This window comes from Capnocytophaga gingivalis, assembly GCF_002302415.1.
Taxonomy (GTDB): Bacteria; Bacteroidota; Bacteroidia; order Flavobacteriales; family Flavobacteriaceae; genus Capnocytophaga; species Capnocytophaga gingivalis.
The window spans coordinates 2,334,364-2,354,473 of sequence record NZ_CP022386.1; the positions used below are offsets into that span (position 1 = coordinate 2,334,364).

Consider the following 20,110-nt stretch of genomic DNA (forward strand, 5'->3'; position numbering starts at 1 on the left):
CTAAAAAAGTTTAAACAGCTTCATTGATAAAAAGTTGAATAAACAATGAAGCAACTACTTATTTTATGTCTTTTATTTCCTGTGATAAGTCATTCACAGACTATTATAAAAGGGTATGATTATTTTTAAAATCCCAATTACCATTTACAGCCCACTGACCTATGGATACACGACCTCTTGCTGAGCGTATGCGCCCAGTACATCTTGCGGATTATATTAGCCAATCTCACCTTGTAGGAGAGAAGGGAGCCCTGCGCATGCAGATAGAAAAAGGAGTGACTCCTTCGCTGATCTTCTGGGGGCCTCCAGGCACTGGAAAGACCACCTTGGCGCACATTATCGCTAAGGAGAGTCAGCGTGCTTTTTTCTCACTCAGTGCTATCAGTAGTGGGATTAAGGATGTCAGGGATATTATAGAAAAATCCAAACGAGAACAGGGGTTATTCACCGCTCGTAATCCTATTATTTTCATAGATGAAATCCATCGGTTCAATAAGACCCAACAGGATTCCCTACTGGAGGCAGTAGAGCGTGGATGGGTTACCCTCATAGGAGCAACTACCGAGAATCCGAGCTTTGAAGTGATTCCTGCTTTGCTCTCTCGTTGCCAGGTATATACACTGAATCCCTTTAGCAAGGAAGACCTCTTGGCACTGCTTACCAGAGCTATAGAGCAGGATGTAGAACTCAAAAGAAAGAAAATCACCCTCAAGGAAACAGAAGCCCTTCTGCGACTTTCCGATGGTGATGGTCGCAAGCTACTCAATACTTTTGAGCTGATAGTCAATACCTTTACTCAAGGGGAAGAAGTAGTCATTACCAACGAAAAGGTATTGCAAGTGGTACAGCAGAATACCGTACTCTATGACAAGACAGGCGAACAACATTACGATATCATTTCAGCCTTTATCAAGTCTATCCGAGGGAGTGATCCTAATGCCGCTGTGTATTGGCTGGCACGTATGATAGAAGGAGGGGAGGATGTCAAGTTTATCGCACGCCGTATGCTTATCTTAGCCAGTGAGGATATAGGCAATGCCAATCCTATGGCTATGGTAGTGGCCAATAATACCTTCCAAGCAGTGACCGTGATAGGCTACCCAGAATCGCGTATTATACTGAGCCAATGTGCTATTTACTTAGCCAGCTCCCCTAAGAGCAATGCCTCCTATAAGGCTATCAATAAGGCACAACAATTGGTCAAACAGCAGGGAAACCTCTCAGTACCCCTACACTTGCGCAATGCTCCTACCGCCCTGATGAAAGAACTTTCTTATGGGAAGGACTATCACTATGCACATGATTACCCTCATAATTTTGTCTTTCAGGACTTTATGCCGGAGGAACTGCAAGGAACTACCCTATATGAACCCTGTGATAATCCCAAGGAAAATGCCCTAAGGGCTTATCTGAAAAGCCTATGGGGAGAGCGCTATGGCTATTGATTTTCCAAATCTTGGAAAAGAGATTGTAACTCACTGGCTTCGTGAGGCTTGATACGTCCGGCCAAGACAAGGCTGAGCTGCTTACGCCTAAGGGCACCCTCGTAGCGTTCTTTTTCCAAATCTGTCTCTGGGATAATCTCAGGAACGGCCACAGGCTTATCTTCGGCATTGAGAGCCACGAAGGTATAGATAGCCTCGTTGGACTTGATGCGTTCTCCACTTACAGAATCTTCCACCCATACATCTATATATACTTCCATGGACGAAGTAAAAGCGCGAGAGATAGAAGCCTCGACTGTAACGACACTTCCTTGTGGAATGGTCTTGTTGAAGGAAACAGAATTGACTGCGGCGGTTACTACCACGCATCCTGAATGGCGTACGGCAGCAATGGTTCCTACCCTATCCATACGGGCAAGCAGTTCCCCCCCGAACATATTTCCATAATGGTTTGTCTCATTGGGCAATACCAAGTCGGTGGATACAGAGCGTGACTCTGATACTTTTTTAGGAGCTAAATTATTCATAATATTTCAGTTTTTAGTTTTTCAGTTGTCTCCTCGCAGGTGCGAGTATGTCTTTCGCTGGGCGAGCTATATGCTCGCACCAGCGGTGACTAATGACCAAATCAAAGTTTTCTACTAATAACAAGTTTGAGAATTTCGGAGGTGCCTTCGCCTATGGTACATAGTTTGGCATCACGGTAGAATTTTTCTACTGGATAATCGGTTGTATATCCATAGCCTCCATGTATTTGTATGGCCTCATTGGAAGCCTTTACACACAGTTCAGAAGCATATAGCTTAGCCATGGCCGCTTGCTGGGTGACAGGCTGCTGGGTCTCTTTCAGGTGTGCAGCCTTGTGAAGCATCAGCTCGGCAGCCTCTATTTCAGTGGAGAGCTCAGCGAGCTTAAACCCAATAGCTTGGAAAGAGATGATGGGTTTCCCAAACTGAGAACGTTCTTTCGCATATTGAATAGCTGCTTTCACCGCTCCTTTGGCAGTACCTAAGGAAAGAGCCCCAATAGAAATACGCCCCCCATCGAGGATTTTCATAGCTTGTATGAAGCCTTCTCCCACTGCCCCTATACGGTTTTGGTCAGGGATGTGGCAATTTTGGAAAACAAGCTCTGCGGTCTCACTGGCTCGCATACCGAGCTTGTCTATTTTCTTTCCGTTAGAAAAACCAGGAGTTCCTCTTTCCACTACAAAAGCAGTCATCCCATGCTTATCGCCCTTCTCACCAGTGCGAGCGATGACCACCACTACATCGGCGGAAATAGCATGAGTGATAAAGTTCTTCGTACCATTGAGCACCCACTCTTCTCCTTGCTTTACAGCAGTGGTAAGCATACCGCCCGCATCAGAGCCTGTATTGTGCTCGGTAATTCCCCATGCCCCAATATGCTCACCAGAGGCCAATTTGGGGAGCCAACGCTTTTTCTGCTCTTCAGAAGCAAAGGTAAGAAGATGATTTACACATAGTGAGTTATGAGCAGCGATAGAAAGTCCTATAGAAGGGTCTATTTGAGAAATCTCATCGACAATGGTGATATACTCATGGTAGCCCAAGCCAGAGCCTCCATAGGCCTCTGGAACGAGGATTCCCATGAATCCGAGTTCACCCGCCTTGCGAAATACATCTATAGGGAAGGTCTGTGACTTGTCCCATTCTTGACGATGAGGAAGTATATATTGTTTGGCAAAAGCATTTGCAGCGTGCGCTATGATTTCAAGTTCTTTAGCGTAAGAAAAGTCCATTTTTTGAATTTTGATTAATCTTTGATATTTAATTTTTCAGCCAACCATTGATCATTATAGATTTTATTCATATAGCGAGAGCCATGGTCTGGGAATACCACCACCACGACACTTTCCTTGGAGAAAGGATGTTCTTGGTTGTACTTTTGGGTAGCCACCCAAGCAGCACCACAAGTATATCCGCAGAAGATTCCTGTGGTACGGCTGATCTTGCGAGCCATTAGGGCACTCTCTGTGTCATTTACCTTGACAAACTCATCAATAACAGAAGTATCCAAAGCCCCAGGGATAAGGTTTTTCCCTAATCCTTCTATGTAATAAGGATGGAGTTCTCCCTTGTCCACTTCTCCTGTATCAAAATATTTTTTGATAAGAGAACCATCGGCATCTACTCCAATAATCTTCACCGAAGGTTTCTTTTCCTTGAGGTATCGGGCAATCCCTGAGAGGGTACCCCCTGTACCACTACAAGCCACCAAGTGAGTGATCTCTCCAGCTGTTTGTTCCCAGATTTCTCGTCCTGTCCACTGGTAGTGAGCTTCTGTGTTCAGCGGATTGAAATACTGGTTGATATAGATAGAATTGGGAGTTTCCCTATGGATACGCTTTGCCACTTCATAGTAGGAGCGAGGGTCATCAGCAGGGACAGAGGCTGGGCATACATGTACTTCAGCACCCAAAGCACGGAGCATATCGATCTTGTCAGGAGAGGATTTGTCCGTTACGGCAAGGATACAGCGGTAGCCACGAATGGCGGCAATCATTGCGATACTGTAACCTGTATTGCCGGAGGTAGTCTCCACAATCACCCCACCTGGGGTGAGTAATCCGCGCTCTTCGGCATCATTGATAATGTACAAGGCGGTGCGGTCTTTGGCTGAATGACCAGGGTTAAAAGCCTCTAACTTGGCAAAGAATTGTCCAAGCATGGGAGAGGTTATTTTCTGTAAGCTGACCAAAGGAGTATTTCCTACAAGGTCAAGAATAGTATCATGGTATTGAATCTTATTCATAGCTGATTTTTAGAGTGCAAAGGTACAATATTTAGGTGAGGCAAACAAGAAATCAAGGAAAGTTAGTCTCTAACTTTCCTTGGTATGATTACTTACGTATGACAAGGCGTTGTCCTACTTTCACACTATTGCTCCTGAGTCGGTTCCACTTTTTGAGTTGGCTTACCGAGACTCCATATCGGGAGGCAATGCGCCCTAAAGTTTCTCCTTTCTTTACCTTGTGGGTAACCTTGTGAGAGGACGAAGATTGGGAGGCCGCCACTACCTCAGGCAGTGGTTTCTCGCGCTTGGAGGACTCTTGGTCTAAGTAGGCATAGATCACATCCTCATTATTGACAAACTTGCCAATGGCTTCTACAGGGAGGCGAACGCCATATTTTTTTCCTTCTATATAAGGGACTATATTAAGCGAATAAGCAGGGTTGAAGAATTCTATTTCCTGTTCGCTCATTCCCACTATATCTCCTATATCCTTGAAAGAGATTGAGCGTTTTACCTGTATTGTATCAGTTTCGAAGAAGACATTTTCTCTTTTTTCCACTTGGAATCCATGTTCTTTGGCATATTCGAAAATGTAGAGAGTAGCCAAGAAAGCGGGTACATACCCAGCGGTTTCATTAGGTAGGTAAGGTCTTAGATTCCAGTAGTTGGTTTTTCCTCCAGAACGGCGCATCGCTTTGGTGACATTTCCTGGTCCGGAGTTGTAAGCGGCAAGGACTAAGTCCCAGTCATTGAATACACTGTAGAGCTTTTTGAGATACTGCGCTGCTGCTTGGGTGGAGAGTTCTGGTTGAGAGCGCTCATCTACATAATTATTGACCTCCAGGCCATACATCTTGCCTGTATAGTACATGAATTGCCAGAGACCTTTGGCGCCCATTCGGGAAGTCGCTTTAGGGTTTAGGGCAGATTCTACGATGGCTAAGTATTTGACTTCCTTAGGTACTTGGTTTTTGATTAGCTCTCTTTCGAAGAGGGGAAAATAGTATTGGCTGATATTCATCAGTCTTTGCAGAGAAGCCCTGCGGTTCTTTAGAAAGTTCTTGATAACATTCTCCAAGACAGGGTTGTACTCTATATGAAAAGGAGTTTTTTGGTCTAACCGAGCCAAGCGCTCCTTGAGGACTTCAGTAGGGAGTTCGTCATAAGAGACATTGGATGGTGGAGTCTCCACATCGTTCTGCATGGTGGAGTATAGGGACTGGTTCGAGAGCTCTTCCAGCCATTTTTTGTCGTATTTTAGGGCTTTGTTATCATCTTTAAGCTGGAGAAGTCCCTCACGAATATTGCTCAGGGACAGAGTGTCCTGAGTGGTGCCTCTTTGAACTCTCTGAGTATTATTTCTTTTGTTCTTTAAAGTATCAGATACTGAATGCCTTACCTGTGAGATTCCCGAATAAGAGGAGATACATAGTAGGACAAGGAGCTGTATTTTTTTCATAAAAGATATTTAGCAAGTGTGTTCTAAGGCGGCAAAGGTACAAAATAAATATCAATTATCAAGAAAATTAATTTTTAGTTTTTAAATTTTTAGAGACATTCAAAAATAAGGAAAATATTTTTTATTTTTTCATTTTTCATGTTTTTCTTTTTTTGTATCTTTGCCCTCAAGAAAGTTGTATCTTTTACCTTAATGAAATCAACACTTTTCTATTCAAAAATACTACTCTTTGGTGAGTACGGTATCATAAAGGACTCTAAGGGGTTGGCTATTCCTTATAACTCCTACAATGGGACTCTCAAAAAAGTCCCCCTCTCAGAGCAGAACAAAGAGCAAGAACAGTCCAATAGTTCTTTGGCGAAATATTTCGTCTACCTTAGTGAGATTACTCAGGGAGAAGCCCCTTTGGTACAGTTTGATATGGAACGCCTGTCTGAGGATATTGCCCAAGGAATGTATTTTGATAGTAGTATCCCTCAGGGCTATGGTGTAGGCAGTAGTGGGGCTCTGGTAGCGGCTATTTATGATACTTATGCGATAGATAAAATAGAAGCTACTGAGACACTAACACGTGATAAATTGCTTCGACTCAAAGAGATATTCTCCCTGATGGAATCCTTCTTCCATGGAAAATCTTCAGGATTGGATCCGCTCAATAGCTATCTGAGTATCCCTATATTGATTAATTCCTCCAACCTTATCGAGACTACAGGAATCCCGACCCCCTACGAAGAGGGCAAGGGAGCAGTATTCCTCTTGGATAGTGGAATGATAGGAGAGACAGCCCCCATGGTCGAAATCTTTATGGAGAAGATGAAGAATGAAGGGTTCAGACAAATGCTTAAAAATCAGTTTGCTAAGTATACGGACGACTGTATAGAGAACTTCCTACAAGGGAATTTCAAAAACCTGATTGTCAATGTAAAAAAACTCTCTCGAGTGGTGCTCAGTCATTTCAAGCCGATGATTCCTCAGCAGTTCCACAGCTTATGGAAACAAGGGATTGATTCAGGGGATTATTACCTAAAACTCTGCGGATCAGGCGGAGGTGGCTATATATTGGGCTTTACTCCTGATTATGAAAGGGCTAAAAAGGCACTGAGTGATCATAGATTAGAATTGGTATATCGATTCTGAATATATGGAAATGAGAAAATTGGGTAATGAAGAACTACACCGCCTCAGTGTGGCACAATACAAAGAGACCCCAAAGATTCCTGTGATTGTTGTCTTGGATAACATTCGTAGTCTCAATAATATAGGGTCTGTCTTTAGAACAGCCGATGCTTTTTGTATACAGAAAATATACCTCTGTGGGATTACCGCCACACCCCCTCATAAGGAAATACACAAAACAGCCTTAGGGGCTACCGAAAGTGTAGAGTGGGAGTATGTTCAGGATATAACTACCTTAGTCGAGAACCTACGCCAGAGGCAAGTGGAGGTTGTTGCTATAGAACAAGTGGAGGATGCTGTGTCATTAGAACACTTTTCGCCTAAGAAAGGAGTGACTTATGCACTTATCTTTGGAAATGAGGTAGAAGGAGTACAACAATCAGTAGTTTCTCTTTGCCAAAGAGCCATAGAAATTCCACAATATGGCACCAAACATTCGCTGAATATAGCAGTGAGCGCAGGAATCCTACTATGGGATTTCTCCTATAAGATAAGGGGACTACACTAAGGATTATTTTAGGGGCGTAATAGAGGTAATTACAACTTCTTTTTCACAACTTTTAATAGTGATTTCTAAGGAAGTATGTGCAGTATCTTCGCCTGTGATGACATAGGTACGGCAGGCAGAGTGGGTATCACTACGGGAGAAATCCACATCACCCTCTGTGAGGAGAGGGAGAAGCTGCTCCTTCTGATAGCCTTGTGCTTGTAGGGAATCAGTAAGGACTAAGGATTTGGCACGCAAGCTCTTGAGTACTCGGCAGTTGGGTAAATAACAAAATTCGGTATCTTTGCGTTGGAAAAAAAATATCACAAAGATGCTTCCCACCGAAAGCCCTAAAAAGAAAAGAAGAAAACGTCGTAGTAGGTTCATCGTAAGTAAGGTATTAGACAGTAGGATGGTGTATTATAGAAATGTCTCGAGTAATATCATCAATAAGGGTAAAAACAAATTCGCTGTATGCTTCAGGTAAAAGTGTAGGAATGCGTTCGCCCCATTCGATAAAGCACCAATCATTCCCTTGCCAATATTCCTCTATGCCAAAGTCCAAGGCCTCTGCTTCGTCTTCGATACGATAGAGGTCAAAGTGGAAAATCCTCTCTGGGTTTCCTTGGTATTCATTGACTAAGGAAAAAGTAGGACTGCTTACTATATCTTTGACTCCCAATGCCTTACATAGGCTGCGGATAAAAGTTGTTTTCCCTGCTCCCATAGCCCCTTGAAAGAGAATAACTCTATGAGAGTGTGGAAGTACTTCCTTGACAAAAGTATGGGCAATGCTATCTATTTCAGAGAGAGTATATTGCATATTAGCTGTTTGAAGGAGCAAAAGTACAAATAATAATTGAATTACCGAGGGGTAATTTGTTATTTATCGTTGAAATTATTTAAATAAATTATATTATGGAACAATCAGCTTTAGAATACAACACAGAGCGTAATGAGCTTATTATCCCTGAATATGGGAGGCATATACAAAAAATGGTAGAGCAGGCGATGAAAATAGCCGATCGTACCGAACGAAATAATACGGCAAAGGCTATCATAGCTGTCATGGGAAATATGAACCCTCACCTAAGAGATGTACCTGATTTCCAACATAAACTGTGGGATCAGCTCTTTAAAATGTCTGATTTTCAGATAGATGTAGACTCTCCTTTTGAGAAGCCAACACGAGAGTCCACCACCCCGAACCCACAGCGATTGTTCTCGCCTCAGCATCGAATGAAGTATCGTTTCTATGGAAACAATATACTAAAGATGATACAAATATGTGTCGGCTGGGAAGAGGGAGAGCTCAAGGAAGCTCTTAAGTTCTCTATAGCCAACCATATGAAAAAGTGTTTCCTGACATGGAATAAAGAAGGGGTAGAGGATAGTATTATCTTTGCCCATCTCTACGAACTGAGTAATGGGAAGATTGACTTGGGAGTGCTTGAGGAAAACCTTACTTCTAAGCCTACTCATTATCAAAAGAAAAATAATAATTCCCCCCCTGTAGGTAAGAAGTCCTATGGGAAAGGAAAACGAAAATAAACCTTAGAATCTATACTATATATTATGGAAAGTTTTAAGATAGAAGGAGGACATTCCTTATATGGAAGTATCACCCCTCAGGGGGCAAAGAACGAAGCACTACAGGTCTTGTGCTTGGTACTACTCACTCAGGAGAAAGTAACCATACACAATGTTCCTGATATATTGGACGTGAATAAGCTTATAGAACTATTGGGAGACTTAGGGGTGAAGATTCAGAAATTGGGCAAGGGCTCCTATTCCTTTCAAGCAGATGAGGTCAATATGGACTATCTCTCTTCTGAGGAATTTGCCAAACAAAGCCAGCGATTGAGAGGGTCTATCCTTATTCTGGGACCCCTCTTGGCGCGCTTCGGATATGGAGGCGTTCCCAAGCCAGGAGGAGATAAGATAGGCCGTCGCCGCTTGGATACCCATTTCGATGGTTTCGTAAAGCTCGGAGCTACTTTTACCTATTCTCATGAAAATCACTATTATACAGTAACAGCTCCTCAGGGGCTGAAGGGGGCTTATATCCTTTTGGACGAGGCTTCTGTCACAGGTACAGCCAATATCCTTATGGCAGCCTCCTTGGCAGAGGGAACCACTACTATCTACAACGCAGCTTGTGAACCTTATCTACAACAGGTGTGCCGTATGCTCCAACAAATGGGGGCACAGATAGAGGGGATAGGGTCTAACTTGCTTACTATCAGAGGAGTGAAGAAATTGGGTGGTTGTACTCATCGCATCCTGCCAGATATGATCGAGATAGGCAGCTGGATAGGAATGGCTGCAATGACCCAGAGTGAACTGACTATCAAGGAAGTAGGTTGGGAACACTTGGGCTTGATACCTACTATATTCGAGCGCTTGGGAATCACCCTTGAGAGAAGGGGAGATGATATCTATATTCCTGCCCATACAGAAGGATATGAGATACAAAACTTTATAGATGGTTCCATACTTACAGTATATGATGCTCCATGGCCTGGATTTACCCCTGACCTTCTGAGTATCATTCTGGTGACAGCCATACAAGCCCGAGGAGAAGTATTAGTACACCAGAAGATGTTCGAAAGCCGCTTGTTCTTTGTCGATAAGCTTATCGATATGGGAGCGAAAATAATCCTATGTGATCCACACCGTGCTGTGGTCATAGGCAATGATTTCAAGTCTCGCCTAAGAGCCACTACTATGACTTCCCCTGATATCCGTGCAGGAGTAGCCCTGCTTATAGCCGCACTTTCAGCCAAAGGAACCTCTACCATTCACAACATAGAACAGATAGATAGAGGATATGAATGTATAGAAGAACGACTCCAAGCCATCGGAGCCAGAATTACAAGAGTGTAACTCGTTTATAACAAATTTACAGAGTAGAGTAACTCTCCCTATCTGAAGATGATTATATAGTCATCCTTAATTATTAAAAGAGCTTGTAGTTTATCAAAAAACTACAAGCTCTATCAATAAATGGGTACAAACTAAAAGAAATAACTCTATTATCTCCAAATGAGTCGTTCCTCTGCTGATATGGGGTATTTCCCTGCTTTGGGATAGAATATAGTACCATCATTATCGGCATCAAGATCTCTAGTTTTGCCATTATTCTCTATAATGATAAGCATATTGACTACCCCTGCAGTCCCAAATACCGCTGGGTCATAGGCATAGGGCACTGCAGAGTGTCTGGGTTGTCCTGTAAAGGCAATATACTTCCCATCTGGAGAAAAGGATGGGAGACGCTCTCCACCTGAATAATAAGTTCTTGCATCGGTAATGCCATCTACCTTTGAAGTAGTTACTTGGTAGTGTGAGTCCTCTTGTATATCATAGAGCCAAATATGCTTATCTCCCCTTCTGAATACAAATTGTGTTCCTTGTGGGTTCATATTGAGCATCTCTATATCATCAAATGGCAGCTTTTTTACATAGGTCATACTCCAATCATTTCTTTCTGAGGCTTTTATGAGTTCATTACCTACACTAAGAAAAAGTTCCCCAGCACTTGACCAGCCTACGATATTGATCCTATGCGGCTCATATCCGACAATATTAAATTCTTTTAGCAAACGCCCGCTGCTCCTATCCAATATACTTGCAGGATTATCATTATTATAACCCGTAGATTTTTTGGCTTGTACAGCAACAAAACGTTCGTCAGGCGAGAGGAAAAAACCTACCCCCCCAGAACCGCCTACATCATAACCATTGAAGTCAAAGGAATTGATTTTACGCTTCTCGAAATCATCATCACTGGTAGCTGCACCAGATTTCTTCTCAAGCATAGGCAGATAGGTAAATTGAAGATAATCCGTCTGATATTGGCCATAAGGTCGTTTTGCCCAAGCCACCAATAGCTTCTGGCCATCCCAAGAGACATCATACTTATCAACTATATTGCTCTTGAATATCTCAGTAATGTTTCTCCCTGAGCGAAGGTCATAATACCCATACCCACCTGCAAATTTGTAGTATATTCCACTACCTGTAACCCCTAAGGCGCCTGCTCCAGAGGAATCATTGTCTTTACTACAAGAAAAACATAAACATAATAAGACAATGATTGTTGTGAAAGTTGTTTTTTTCATAATAGTATTATTTTATTGTGCACAAAAATATTAAAAAAAGAAATATAATACAAAATAGTCCTCTTATATTTTTGTTAATTAGTTTTTTAAAGTTACTCACCTTACCCATAAATACTTTGGGGTAAAAAATATTTTTTCATGAAAATACTTGCAAAATCAAAAAAAGTTGTATCTTTGCACCCGTAATAATAAAGGCCTCGTGGCGCAACTGAATAGCGCATCTGATTACGGCTCAGAAGGTTACAGGTTTGAATCCTGTCGAGGTCACAAAAAACACCCTAGCAAGAGGGTGTTTTTTTGTTTTTCATACTATTGAATAGGTTTTAGGCCTAATTCTCTTGCTGCTTTAATACCTATAAATTTTTGGTCTTGATCATTTTTTCCACCAAAAACTTTTTCAAGACTACCAGAACCTATTAGGGTTGTTTCTACATATTGAATATCTGCTGAGGGGATTTGCATTTTCCCTGTTCTGCTGTAAGCTAAGTACATATGTCCTGGTATAGCTACTAAAAAGCAACGGATACCAATCTTCTCTAAAATACTTGCCAGAAGTACGCTTCCATCTACACAATTAGCATTTTTTACGGCAAGGGTTTCATTAATAAAGCGTACATTTTGGCTATAAACCTTTGTTGAAGAATTACTTGTATCGGTAATGTTGCTATAATTCATTCCTTTTCGCATTAGTTGTGCTACAATAGCTATCACTTGTAGGTCTGCATAGTCAGATCCTAACTGATAACCTGCCCAGCCTGAACTAAGTTGTACGTTAGGTTTTGCTTTATATGTTTCATTATGCTCTCTTAGGGTTTCACTTAGAAAAGGATCTATAAGCTTACTATCTTCATTTACATAAGAAGCAAAGAAAGCACGAAAATCCAATACTTGATTTCCATTTTTTAGGGCAAACACACATTCACTCACACTTCGGTAAGGTACTTCTACATCGGTATTGGTGACCAACTTACCTTCTCGGTCAAGTAGTTGAAAACTAAAGTGTGTAATTCCAGGATTCTGAAATTTTATAAAGTCATCATACTTCCATAATAAGTTTACAGAAATATTGTTCATTCCTTTTTGGAATTTTTTTTCAATGAGAGTTTCATGAATAAATTTGTCATTTGTTACTCTTATCTTTCCATTGAATTCGACTTCACTTTCTATAGAAAGATTAAAATAGGTGAGGGTGTTTTTGTCAACTGATTTGATCTGAGCCATACTATAGACGGCCGAAGGATAAAGACTTCCATCGAGCACAGGATCAAGCTGTGCGCTCATTGTAGCTTTAAGGTCTGATTTGGCAAGTGTATCTTCACCTTTGGAACAACCTATCAGTGAGAAGGTTGTAGCTACTAATAGTAAAATAATTTTTCTCATTTCTAAAGTGTTTGATTTAGTTAAAAAATTTTTCTAATATCCATTAGAAAATGGATGATATATTTGTGTTAAGTATTTCTTTAATAGTATATCATACAGAAATTACTCTTAATCTAAATATAATTTACGCTGCAAAACTATATTTTTTGCATGAAACATGCAAATTTTTTCACTAAAAAAATTTTATTGTCAAAAACAGAGCGAAAATTAATAAAAAATTAATATATTTATTTGATTATATATAAAATGTAAAAAAAATAGAAAAAACGCTTGCAAAATCAAAAAAAAGTTGTACCTTTGCACCCGTAATAACAAAAGGCCTCGTGGCGCAACTGAATAGCGCATCTGATTACGGCTCAGAAGGTTACAGGTTTGAATCCTGTCGAGGTCACTAAAAGGTAGCACATTGATTGAAAATGTGCTACCTTTCTTCTTTTAATAAGAAAAGCTGTCCCAAAGGACAGCTTTTCTTATTTTTACTCAATGGTATAGACTATTTTCGAGTATTGGCTTACTCGGAAAGCGCCTAAGGGGTTTTGGGTAGGGTCGGCTATATTGACTACATTTCCTTTTACACGATTGGGAATGCTAAAAAGTCCAGCATTGTCAGCACTGTTATTCGAGAGAATTCGGATGAAATTCATGTAGTTCTCCGATACGCGGAAGAGAGTAATTTCCACGGTATCTCCTTTTTTGAATTTCTCCTTTTCGTCGCTACTGCGATTTACAATTTTGGTAAAGAAGTGCCCATCGGCGAAATAGCGCCCGTCAAATCCATACAAGCGTGTTACGCCATCAGAAGAGGCTTTGATACGGAGTACAAAGTTATTTTTATCGGTAGGGTCAGCATCGAAGCGTAGGTGGAGCATGATCTCATCACGATTGATACCCCCATCATGTGTCTGGGTGACATTCTCCTGAGTGAGTTGTGGTACTTCCTTGAGGATATCTGCTGCTTCATACCGCTTGCCGTTATAGAGAATGGAAAGTTGGTATTCTCGCTGTAGAGCAGGGCTAAAATGAGTGTTTTTATATACCCCAGCACTTCTTTCCAAGAATGGGAATACATTCCCTTGGTCATCGGTAACCGTGATAGTAGCGCCAGTAGCTCCTTCGGGTGTCTGGGTGCTATAGTAGGGGAGGGTATAGCTCAGCTCAATAGTTTGCGCCTCTCCAGTAGTACCCTTTTCCCAGTCAATATGGGCATCCACTACCAATTCTCTCTCTTGTGTATCCAGATCCAGATCTATGACTTTCTCGCAAGCAGTAAAAAGAGGAAATATGGCTGATAAAAGATATATTCTATGGGATAAAATAGTTTTTTTCATGGCTTAAAAAGTAAAATTATAGGTGATACTTGGGACAATTCCGAAAATAGAAAGCTTGACAGCTTCACTTTGTCGGGTTTCTTTATTATTTCTAAAATAAATAGAAGAGGCATTGTATCGGTTATACACATTGTAAGCCCCAAAGACCCATTCTGATTTCCATTTTCTCTCAGGATGAGGGGTATAGGAAAGAGATACATCCAAGCGGTGGTATAGGGGCAAGCGATAAGCATTGCGTGCACTATAGTTGGAGATGGACACATCGAAATACTTGTACCTACCTACAGGGAAATTGCCAGGGATACCTGATTGTAGCGTAAATACCGCACTGGCGTTCCACTTCTTGTTGAAGGTATAGGTACCTGTTAGGGAGAAGTTGTGAGGCTTATCATAGGCGGTGGCATACCAGTTTCCATTGTTAATCCCCGTCTCTTGGTCTGTCCTTCCTGGGGTTTGTTGTTCTGACTTAGAATAGGTGTAGGAGAGCCATCCGGTAAATTTTCCTGTGTTTTTCCTGACCAATAGTTCCCAACCATAAGCGCGTGTATGTCCTGGGAGTACTTCACGCTCAATGGATTCATTGGCGATAAGGTTCGCACCGTCTATATAGTCCAATCGGTTTTGGACAGTTTTGTAGAAAATTTCAGTTTCTATACTATAGGTATCTTCCTTGAGGTTGGTGGCATATCCCAAGGCGAATTGGTCAGAATACTGGGGTTTTAGGTAAGAATCACTCGGAGCCCATACATCCAGGGGGGTAGGGGAGGCGGTGTTCGATATCAGGTGTAGGTACTGTGCCATACGCGCATAGCTGGCCTTGATAGAGCGGTTGTCATCAAGGGCATAGGCCATACTCAGGCGAGGCTCAAAGTGTGCATATACATCAATGAGGTCTCCTCTTTTGTATTCTTTTTCGCCTATAGGGGTCGCACGCTCATAGATGCGCTGAGCAGGATTGAAAACGACAGCCTCATCATTTAGATATTTGTTCATGGTGCGTTTTCCTAAGTGAAAGAAAGAACTCCAGCGCAAACCATAAGAAAAGGTAAGGTGCTCGCTGATTTTGTGTTCTATATCTCCGTAAAATCCTGTCTCCAAGGCATATTTGTGAGGGAGTACCTTATGGCGTATGGTGGCATCTCCTATAGGGGTGAGTTCCCCTGGGTTGAAATCATAATAGGTGGCTTGTAAGCCATATCCTAGTTTGATCTTGTCCGACAGATAGTGTTTGAAATCGTATAGTAGGTTGAAGTTTCTCACCCACGAATCCCACTTGAATCCCGAGATATCTACATTCAGTCCATAGTAATAATCGCTGTAGATAAGCGAAAGATTCGAAAATAATTGATCGGAGAATAGGTGATTCCAGCGTAGATTGACAAGAGAGTTGCCATAGCTGTTTTTGATAGTTTGGGCTAAGTCGAAGATATCACGACCAAAGTAACCCGAGAGGTACAGACTGTTTTTGTCATTGAGCTTATAGTTGAGCTTGGTGTTGAGGTCGTAGAAGTAGGCCGAATTTTTGTTGTCTGTTAGTTTTAAGAAAAGATGGGCATAGGAGGCGCGTCCGCCTACAAGAAAAGAAGCTTTGTCCTTTACAATAGGCCCTTCAGCTAAAAGGCGAGAGGAGAGCACCCCTATTCCTCCTGTAGCATGGTATTGGGTATTGTTACCATCTTTTTGGTAGACGTCCAATACGGAGGAGATACGCCCTCCATAGCGGGCAGGCATCCCTCCCTTATAGAGCTTCATATCCCGAATAGCATCGGCATTGTAGATGCTTAGAAAGCCAAATAGGTGAGAAGCATTGAAGATGGTCGCCTGATCCAATAGAATCAAATTCTGGTCAGAAGCTCCTCCTCTTACATTGAAGCCCGAAGAAGCCTCTCCGGCATTGCTCACCCCAGGGAGCTGTTGTAGTGACTTGATGATGTCTACTTCTCCTACCAGTACAGGGAGCTTCTTGATTGTCTCTATAGGTACACTCACTACACTGGTTTGTGGGGTACGGATATCCGCTTTGGGAGTGCGCTGTGCCTTGATTTCGATTCCATCCAAGGCAATCCCTTCTTCCTGTAGCTTGTAATTACGGTGTTGGTTCCCCTTCAGAAGTAAGGGCTCTTCTATGGTCTTGAATCCTAAGAACTCTACCTGTAGAGTGTACTCTCCCTCAGGTAGGGTAAGGGAGTAGAAACCATATTCGTTGGTGGAAGTACCCATCTGAGTACCTTTTATCAGGAGGTTTACCCCCAGGAGTTTTTCTCCATTGGAGGCATCGGTGACAGTACCACTCAGAGTATGCTTTTGTTGGGCAGAAAGGCTCAAACAAAAAAGCAAACTACACGCGAACAAAAAATATCTGCTCATATTGAAATATATTGAAAATGCAATTTGGTGCAAAAGTATGTGGATTTTTATAGTAAGACAATAGTCAAAAATAACCATTTCAGAGCTTAAAAAATCCTTTATAGTGATGAAAAATATAAAAATCCGAGCAAAAGTACAGTTTTTTTTTGTACATTTGCCCTCAAAAAAGATGAAATATTATCTATGTATAGCCTTTTGGCTTTCCTTGCTTTTTGTAGGTTGCACTCCTAAGGATAGAAATACTCCTGAAGCTGTAGCCAAAGACTTTATAATAGCGGTGAATAAGAATGAGTTTGCTAAGGCAAAACAGTATGGTGATAGTACAGTTATCCATAGGATGACCCAGATAGAACAGATGTTCAAAGAGTACAAAGGGGAGATTCCAGAGAATCCAGCAATTGATTTTCAAGTGATACAAGTAGTTCCCACGGACGAACATAGTGCAATAGTAACCTATAGCCTTAGGGAAGGGGAATCCTACAAACAGCTCAAGGTACGCAAGATTGCTGGGCAGTGGAAGGTAACCTTGGAAATGCAAGAGGCTATGCCTGAGGAAAAACCTTAGCGGGTGGTTTGGTAACTACCAAAGTTAAAATTTTGATCTATCAGGCGCTCTCCATTGTCATTGGTCAGTAATAGGTCTTTGATACGGACAAGGTGATTGTAGCGTGTCACTCCAGCAACAGTGTCCCTCACTGCACGTGTTACAATAATAACAGTACCTCCTTGGGCTTCTATCTGAGAGAGGACTTTAGGAGAGGTCGCTGGCGGAGAAGAACAGAAGTAGGACTGAGAGGGTGCCTCGTCAAAAGTACGATAAAACAGCTTGTAGTTATTACCAATATTTCCAGTGATCGAGTCCACTTGGTTCTTGAGTGTTCCAGCACTGAACTGTAGAATAAGGGCTTCTTTACCTTGTGTCTTGTATAGGAAAGTAGCTGTAGTATCTCTGGTACAGGAGGTAGCTTCGCTACCGGTGAAGGTAATGCGCTCTACAGTGTAATTACCATCATTACAAGCAATAAGTAAGATGAGCAATAAGCTGATAAAGGGAAAGGTTCTTTTCATATCGTTCAAATATTGGGGCAAAGATACAAATAAAAAATGATTATTAGTTAATTCTCAACAAGAATAAAAATTAATTCGTACCTTTGGGCACGTAAAAAAATGCAAAATGAACTTAGACAAAAAAGTCTATTTAGATAATGCCGCTACCACTCCTATACGCTCTGAGGTAAAGGAGGCCATGATAGAGGCGCTTTCATACTATGGCAATCCTTCCTCTGTACATAGCTTTGGGCGTACTGCCAAGTCTTTGATAGAGAAAGCTCGCAAGAATATAGCCAAGGAGCTCGGTGTATCTTCCTCGGAAATTATATTTACCTCTGGGGGTACTGAGGCAATCAATATGATACTCAAGGGAGCCGTGAGGGACTTGGGAATTACCCAAATAGTCACCTCTCCTACAGAGCATCATGCAGTGCTTAATACGGTACATTCTATCGAAAATGAATATGGTATACAAGTCTCTTATGTGAAGTTGGATGCTAAAGGCACTCCCGATATAGAGGATTTGAATAAGATTCTCTCTGAATTTCTTTCAGATGAGAAGGTGTTAGTCTCTCTTATGTATGTTAATAATGAGATAGGGAATCTGCTTTCAGTAGCCAAAGTAGCCGAGATATGCCAGAAGTATAAGGCTTATTTCCATTGTGATACAGTACAGGCTGTGGGACATTACCCCATAGACCTTTCTTCGCTTCCTATAGATTTTATTTCAGCTTCTGCTCATAAATTCTATGGCCCTAAGGGTGTTGGGTTTGCTTTTATTCGCAAGGACTTACCTATAAAATCCTTTTTATTTGGAGGAGAGCAGGAGCGAGGTAGGCGTGCGGGTACAGAGTGTCTTCACAATATTGTAGGTATGGAGGAGGCTTTCCTCCTTGCTTATCAAAACTTGGATAAGGAACGCACTTATATAGAGGGACTTAAAAAATATTTTATAGAACGCATAAGCCAAGAAATCCCTTTGGTACGCTTCAATGGGCAGAGTGATAACCTCACCGAGAGTGCTTATACTATAGTGAATGTATCCCTGCCTATAGATCCCAAAAAAACAGATGTAGTGATGCTTTTCTTGGATATGAGAGGAGTCGCTTGTAGCCGAGGCAGTGCTTGCCAGAGTGGTAGCTCTCAGGGCTCTCATGTGCTCAAGGCGATTCTCCCTGAAAAAGAAAGGGATAAGGCACATATACGCTTTTCGTTTTCTATTTTCAATACCAGAGAGGAAGTGAATTATGTCATAGAAGTACTTAAAGAATTTTTACAATGAATCTAAACAATTTATTTCGGATAGCATGGAGAGCTATTTTGCTGAACAAGACACGTACCCTGCTCACGATGTTGGGAATCATCATCGGGGTAGGTTCTGTCATTACTATGCTTGCCATAGGAGAAGGCTCTAAAAAAAGTATCAAAGAGAATATTTCCAAGATGGGTACTAATATGCTCAATATCCGTCCTGGGGCAGGTATGTTTGGTGGGGTACGCAACAATAGTGATATGCAATCGCTCAAGCTCACCGACTACTTAGCCCTGAAGAAGGAAGCCAAGCTACTAAAGTATGTCACTCCTGTGGTCAGTGGCAATGGTCAGGCGATTGTCGGGGCAAATAACTGGCCAACTTCCATCTATGGGGTCAATACCGAGTACCTGCCTATTCGAGAATGGGAGGTAGAGGAAGGTGCTATGTTCGGTCAGGATGAGCTGGATAATCTCTCAAAAGTAGCCGTTATAGGTCGTACTATACAGAAAAACCTTTTCCCTGATGGAGATTCTCCTATAGGACAAACTATCCGCTTTAAGAATATTCCCTTTAAGATTATAGGGATATTGGCCGCTAAGGGAGAAAGTAATTTTGGGCAAGACCAAGATGATATTATCATCGCACCCTATACCACTGTACAGAAGCGTGTATTGGCACAGACCTACCTACAGTCCATTGTGGCATCGGCTATCAATGAGAATGAAGCAGAAAATGCGGTTAATGAGGTTAAGAAAATATTAGAACGTACACACAATATTGCAGCAAATCAGGAAAATAACTTCAATGTATTCTCCCAACAGGAATTGATTTCCACCTTTTCTTCCACTTCCGAGATGCTTACCATACTCTTGGTAGCCATAGCGAGTATCTCCCTGATAGTAGGAGGGATAGGAATCATGAATATCATGTATGTATCGGTCAAGGAGCGTACCAAAGAGATCGGATTGCGTATGGCCATTGGAGCAAAGGGTAAGGATATTTTGGCGCAATTTTTGATAGAGTCTGTACTGATTAGTATTACCGGAGGAGTGGTAGGGGTAGTCTTAGGCCTTTTGGCAACTTATGTAGTCAATACATTTATAGGTTGGCCTGTGAGTATTACCTTTTATTCTATAGTGATTTCCTTCTTGGTGTGTACCATTACAGGGGTATTCTTTGGTTGGTATCCAGCAAGGAAAGCAGCTCAATTAGAACCTATTACGGCACTAAGATACGAGTAATAATGATCAATGATTAACAATTAACCATTGATAATTAACAA

At 41.7% G+C, this 20,110-nt stretch carries 19 protein-coding genes and 2 tRNA genes; 10 read left to right on the plus strand and 11 right to left on the minus strand.

Translation table 11 applies throughout. The features are described 5' to 3' along the window. Nucleotides 1-161: 161 nt before the first annotated feature. Nucleotides 162-1,445, plus strand: coding sequence for a replication-associated recombination protein A (locus tag CGC50_RS11110; protein WP_095910873.1), 1,284 nt, complete (start codon nucleotides 162-164; stop codon nucleotides 1,443-1,445). On the opposite strand, the gene CGC50_RS11115 is transcribed toward CGC50_RS11110, so the two are convergent. From CGC50_RS11115 to CGC50_RS11130, 4 genes are all read right to left on the minus strand, one after another. Beyond that, on the minus strand, nucleotides 1,439-1,972 hold the full coding sequence (locus CGC50_RS11115) for an acyl-CoA thioesterase (protein ID WP_002666224.1): 534 nt from the start codon (nucleotides 1,970-1,972) through the stop codon (nucleotides 1,439-1,441). The two genes, CGC50_RS11110 and CGC50_RS11115, sit on opposite strands and share 7 nt — an antisense overlap. A 101-nt stretch (nucleotides 1,973-2,073) precedes the next feature. Beyond that, nucleotides 2,074-3,207 (minus strand): acyl-CoA dehydrogenase family protein, encoded by a 1,134-nt coding sequence (locus CGC50_RS11120; protein ID WP_095910874.1) that lies wholly within the window; start codon nucleotides 3,205-3,207, stop codon nucleotides 2,074-2,076. Between the two features lie 14 nt (nucleotides 3,208-3,221). Continuing rightward, a complete protein-coding gene (locus tag CGC50_RS11125) occupies nucleotides 3,222-4,220 on the minus strand; it encodes a PLP-dependent cysteine synthase family protein (RefSeq protein ID WP_095910875.1) in 999 nt (332 codons plus the stop codon). A gap of 88 nt (nucleotides 4,221-4,308) precedes the next feature. Next, nucleotides 4,309-5,661, minus strand: coding sequence for a lytic transglycosylase domain-containing protein (locus CGC50_RS11130; RefSeq protein ID WP_095910876.1), 1,353 nt, complete (start codon nucleotides 5,659-5,661; stop codon nucleotides 4,309-4,311). A gap of 192 nt (nucleotides 5,662-5,853) precedes the next feature. On the opposite strand from CGC50_RS11130, the gene CGC50_RS11135 reads away from it, so the two are divergent. Together CGC50_RS11135 and CGC50_RS11140 are read left to right on the plus strand one after the other, a co-directional pair. After that, nucleotides 5,854-6,798 (plus strand): mevalonate kinase family protein, encoded by a 945-nt coding sequence (locus CGC50_RS11135; RefSeq protein ID WP_095911359.1) that lies wholly within the window; start codon nucleotides 5,854-5,856, stop codon nucleotides 6,796-6,798. A gap of 10 nt (nucleotides 6,799-6,808) precedes the next feature. Continuing rightward, nucleotides 6,809-7,345 (plus strand): RNA methyltransferase, encoded by a 537-nt coding sequence (locus tag CGC50_RS11140; protein ID WP_095911360.1) that lies wholly within the window; start codon nucleotides 6,809-6,811, stop codon nucleotides 7,343-7,345. A gap of 3 nt (nucleotides 7,346-7,348) precedes the next feature. Here the strand turns inward: CGC50_RS11140 and CGC50_RS11145 are convergent, their stop codons facing one another. After that, nucleotides 7,349-7,711: a hypothetical protein gene (locus CGC50_RS11145; protein ID WP_095910877.1), complete on the minus strand. Its 363-nt coding sequence runs from the start codon at nucleotides 7,709-7,711 to the stop codon at nucleotides 7,349-7,351. A gap of 13 nt (nucleotides 7,712-7,724) precedes the next feature. Further along, on the minus strand, nucleotides 7,725-8,147 hold the full coding sequence (gene tsaE, locus CGC50_RS11150) for a tRNA (adenosine(37)-N6)-threonylcarbamoyltransferase complex ATPase subunit type 1 TsaE (RefSeq protein ID WP_002666373.1): 423 nt from the start codon (nucleotides 8,145-8,147) through the stop codon (nucleotides 7,725-7,727). Between the two features lie 95 nt (nucleotides 8,148-8,242). Between tsaE and CGC50_RS11155 the strand changes: the two genes are divergently transcribed. Together CGC50_RS11155 and murA are read left to right on the plus strand one after the other, a co-directional pair. After that, nucleotides 8,243-8,875 (plus strand): DUF4290 domain-containing protein, encoded by a 633-nt coding sequence (locus tag CGC50_RS11155; RefSeq protein WP_095910878.1) that lies wholly within the window; start codon nucleotides 8,243-8,245, stop codon nucleotides 8,873-8,875. 24 nt (nucleotides 8,876-8,899) lie between these two features. Next, complete coding sequence (gene murA / locus CGC50_RS11160) at nucleotides 8,900-10,210, plus strand: UDP-N-acetylglucosamine 1-carboxyvinyltransferase (RefSeq protein ID WP_095910879.1); 1,311 nt, start codon at nucleotides 8,900-8,902, stop codon at nucleotides 10,208-10,210. Between the two features lie 149 nt (nucleotides 10,211-10,359). Here murA and CGC50_RS11165 read toward each other — a convergent pair whose 3' ends face one another. Further along, on the minus strand, nucleotides 10,360-11,448 hold the full coding sequence (locus CGC50_RS11165) for a WD40 repeat domain-containing protein (protein ID WP_095910880.1): 1,089 nt from the start codon (nucleotides 11,446-11,448) through the stop codon (nucleotides 10,360-10,362). Between the two features lie 193 nt (nucleotides 11,449-11,641). On the opposite strand from CGC50_RS11165, the gene CGC50_RS11170 reads away from it, so the two are divergent. Then, nucleotides 11,642-11,715 (plus strand) — tRNA-Arg (locus tag CGC50_RS11170). Between the two features lie 42 nt (nucleotides 11,716-11,757). Here CGC50_RS11170 and CGC50_RS11175 read toward each other — a convergent pair. Then, nucleotides 11,758-12,828: a hypothetical protein gene (locus CGC50_RS11175; protein ID WP_002666375.1), complete on the minus strand. Its 1,071-nt coding sequence runs from the start codon at nucleotides 12,826-12,828 to the stop codon at nucleotides 11,758-11,760. Nucleotides 12,829-13,145: 317 nt separating this feature from the next. Between CGC50_RS11175 and CGC50_RS11180 the strand changes: the two genes are divergently transcribed. Continuing rightward, nucleotides 13,146-13,219: transfer RNA gene (locus tag CGC50_RS11180), tRNA-Arg, on the plus strand. Nucleotides 13,220-13,304: 85 nt separating this feature from the next. On the opposite strand, the gene CGC50_RS11185 is transcribed toward CGC50_RS11180, so the two are convergent. Together CGC50_RS11185 and CGC50_RS11190 are read right to left on the minus strand one after the other, a co-directional pair. Next, nucleotides 13,305-14,156, minus strand: coding sequence for a DUF4249 family protein (locus CGC50_RS11185; protein ID WP_095910881.1), 852 nt, complete (start codon nucleotides 14,154-14,156; stop codon nucleotides 13,305-13,307). A 3-nt stretch (nucleotides 14,157-14,159) separates the two neighbouring features. After that, nucleotides 14,160-16,523, minus strand: a complete 2,364-nt coding sequence (locus CGC50_RS11190) for a TonB-dependent receptor (protein WP_095910882.1) — start codon at nucleotides 16,521-16,523, stop codon at nucleotides 14,160-14,162. Nucleotides 16,524-16,692: 169 nt separating this feature from the next. Between CGC50_RS11190 and CGC50_RS11195 the strand changes: the two genes are divergently transcribed. Next, on the plus strand, nucleotides 16,693-17,088 hold the full coding sequence (locus tag CGC50_RS11195) for a DUF4878 domain-containing protein (protein WP_095911361.1): 396 nt from the start codon (nucleotides 16,693-16,695) through the stop codon (nucleotides 17,086-17,088). On the opposite strand, the gene CGC50_RS11200 is transcribed toward CGC50_RS11195, so the two are convergent. Further along, complete coding sequence (locus tag CGC50_RS11200; protein WP_002666148.1) at nucleotides 17,085-17,591, minus strand: hypothetical protein; 507 nt, start codon at nucleotides 17,589-17,591, stop codon at nucleotides 17,085-17,087. The two genes, CGC50_RS11195 and CGC50_RS11200, sit on opposite strands and share 4 nt — an antisense overlap. 106 nt (nucleotides 17,592-17,697) lie before the next feature. Between CGC50_RS11200 and CGC50_RS11205 the strand changes: the two genes are divergently transcribed. Further along, nucleotides 17,698-18,855 carry a cysteine desulfurase family protein gene (locus tag CGC50_RS11205; protein ID WP_095910883.1) on the plus strand — a complete coding sequence of 386 codons (1,158 nt, stop codon included), beginning with the start codon at nucleotides 17,698-17,700 and terminating at the stop codon, nucleotides 18,853-18,855. Then, nucleotides 18,852-20,069 carry an ABC transporter permease gene (locus tag CGC50_RS11210; protein ID WP_095910884.1) on the plus strand — a complete coding sequence of 406 codons (1,218 nt, stop codon included), beginning with the start codon at nucleotides 18,852-18,854 and terminating at the stop codon, nucleotides 20,067-20,069. The genes CGC50_RS11205 and CGC50_RS11210 overlap by 4 nt, the downstream gene beginning before the upstream one ends. The last annotated feature ends 41 nt before the right edge of the window (nucleotides 20,070-20,110 follow it).

Coding starts and splice junctions, on each gene's coding strand:
- CGC50_RS11130 (WP_095910876.1), bottom strand. CDS start 5,661: ATGAAAAAAATACAGCTCCTTGTCCTACTATGTATCTCCTCTTATTCG.
- CGC50_RS11195 (WP_095911361.1), top strand. CDS start 16,693: ATGAAATATTATCTATGTATAGCCTTTTGGCTTTCCTTGCTTTTTGTA.
- tsaE (WP_002666373.1), bottom strand. CDS start 8,147: ATGCAATATACTCTCTCTGAAATAGATAGCATTGCCCATACTTTTGTC.
- murA (WP_095910879.1), top strand. CDS start 8,900: ATGGAAAGTTTTAAGATAGAAGGAGGACATTCCTTATATGGAAGTATC.
- CGC50_RS11205 (WP_095910883.1), top strand. CDS start 17,698: ATGAACTTAGACAAAAAAGTCTATTTAGATAATGCCGCTACCACTCCT.
- CGC50_RS11110 (WP_095910873.1), top strand. CDS start 162: ATGGATACACGACCTCTTGCTGAGCGTATGCGCCCAGTACATCTTGCG.
- CGC50_RS11190 (WP_095910882.1), bottom strand. CDS start 16,523: ATGAGCAGATATTTTTTGTTCGCGTGTAGTTTGCTTTTTTGTTTGAGC.
- CGC50_RS11175 (WP_002666375.1), bottom strand. CDS start 12,828: ATGAGAAAAATTATTTTACTATTAGTAGCTACAACCTTCTCACTGATA.
- CGC50_RS11115 (WP_002666224.1), bottom strand. CDS start 1,972: ATGAATAATTTAGCTCCTAAAAAAGTATCAGAGTCACGCTCTGTATCC.
- CGC50_RS11185 (WP_095910881.1), bottom strand. CDS start 14,156: ATGAAAAAAACTATTTTATCCCATAGAATATATCTTTTATCAGCCATA.
- CGC50_RS11140 (WP_095911360.1), top strand. CDS start 6,809: ATGAGAAAATTGGGTAATGAAGAACTACACCGCCTCAGTGTGGCACAA.
- CGC50_RS11155 (WP_095910878.1), top strand. CDS start 8,243: ATGGAACAATCAGCTTTAGAATACAACACAGAGCGTAATGAGCTTATT.
- CGC50_RS11165 (WP_095910880.1), bottom strand. CDS start 11,448: ATGAAAAAAACAACTTTCACAACAATCATTGTCTTATTATGTTTATGT.
- CGC50_RS11210 (WP_095910884.1), top strand. CDS start 18,852: ATGAATCTAAACAATTTATTTCGGATAGCATGGAGAGCTATTTTGCTG.
- CGC50_RS11145 (WP_095910877.1), bottom strand. CDS start 7,711: ATGAACCTACTACGACGTTTTCTTCTTTTCTTTTTAGGGCTTTCGGTG.
- CGC50_RS11200 (WP_002666148.1), bottom strand. CDS start 17,591: ATGAAAAGAACCTTTCCCTTTATCAGCTTATTGCTCATCTTACTTATT.
- CGC50_RS11125 (WP_095910875.1), bottom strand. CDS start 4,220: ATGAATAAGATTCAATACCATGATACTATTCTTGACCTTGTAGGAAAT.
- CGC50_RS11120 (WP_095910874.1), bottom strand. CDS start 3,207: ATGGACTTTTCTTACGCTAAAGAACTTGAAATCATAGCGCACGCTGCA.
- CGC50_RS11135 (WP_095911359.1), top strand. CDS start 5,854: ATGAAATCAACACTTTTCTATTCAAAAATACTACTCTTTGGTGAGTAC.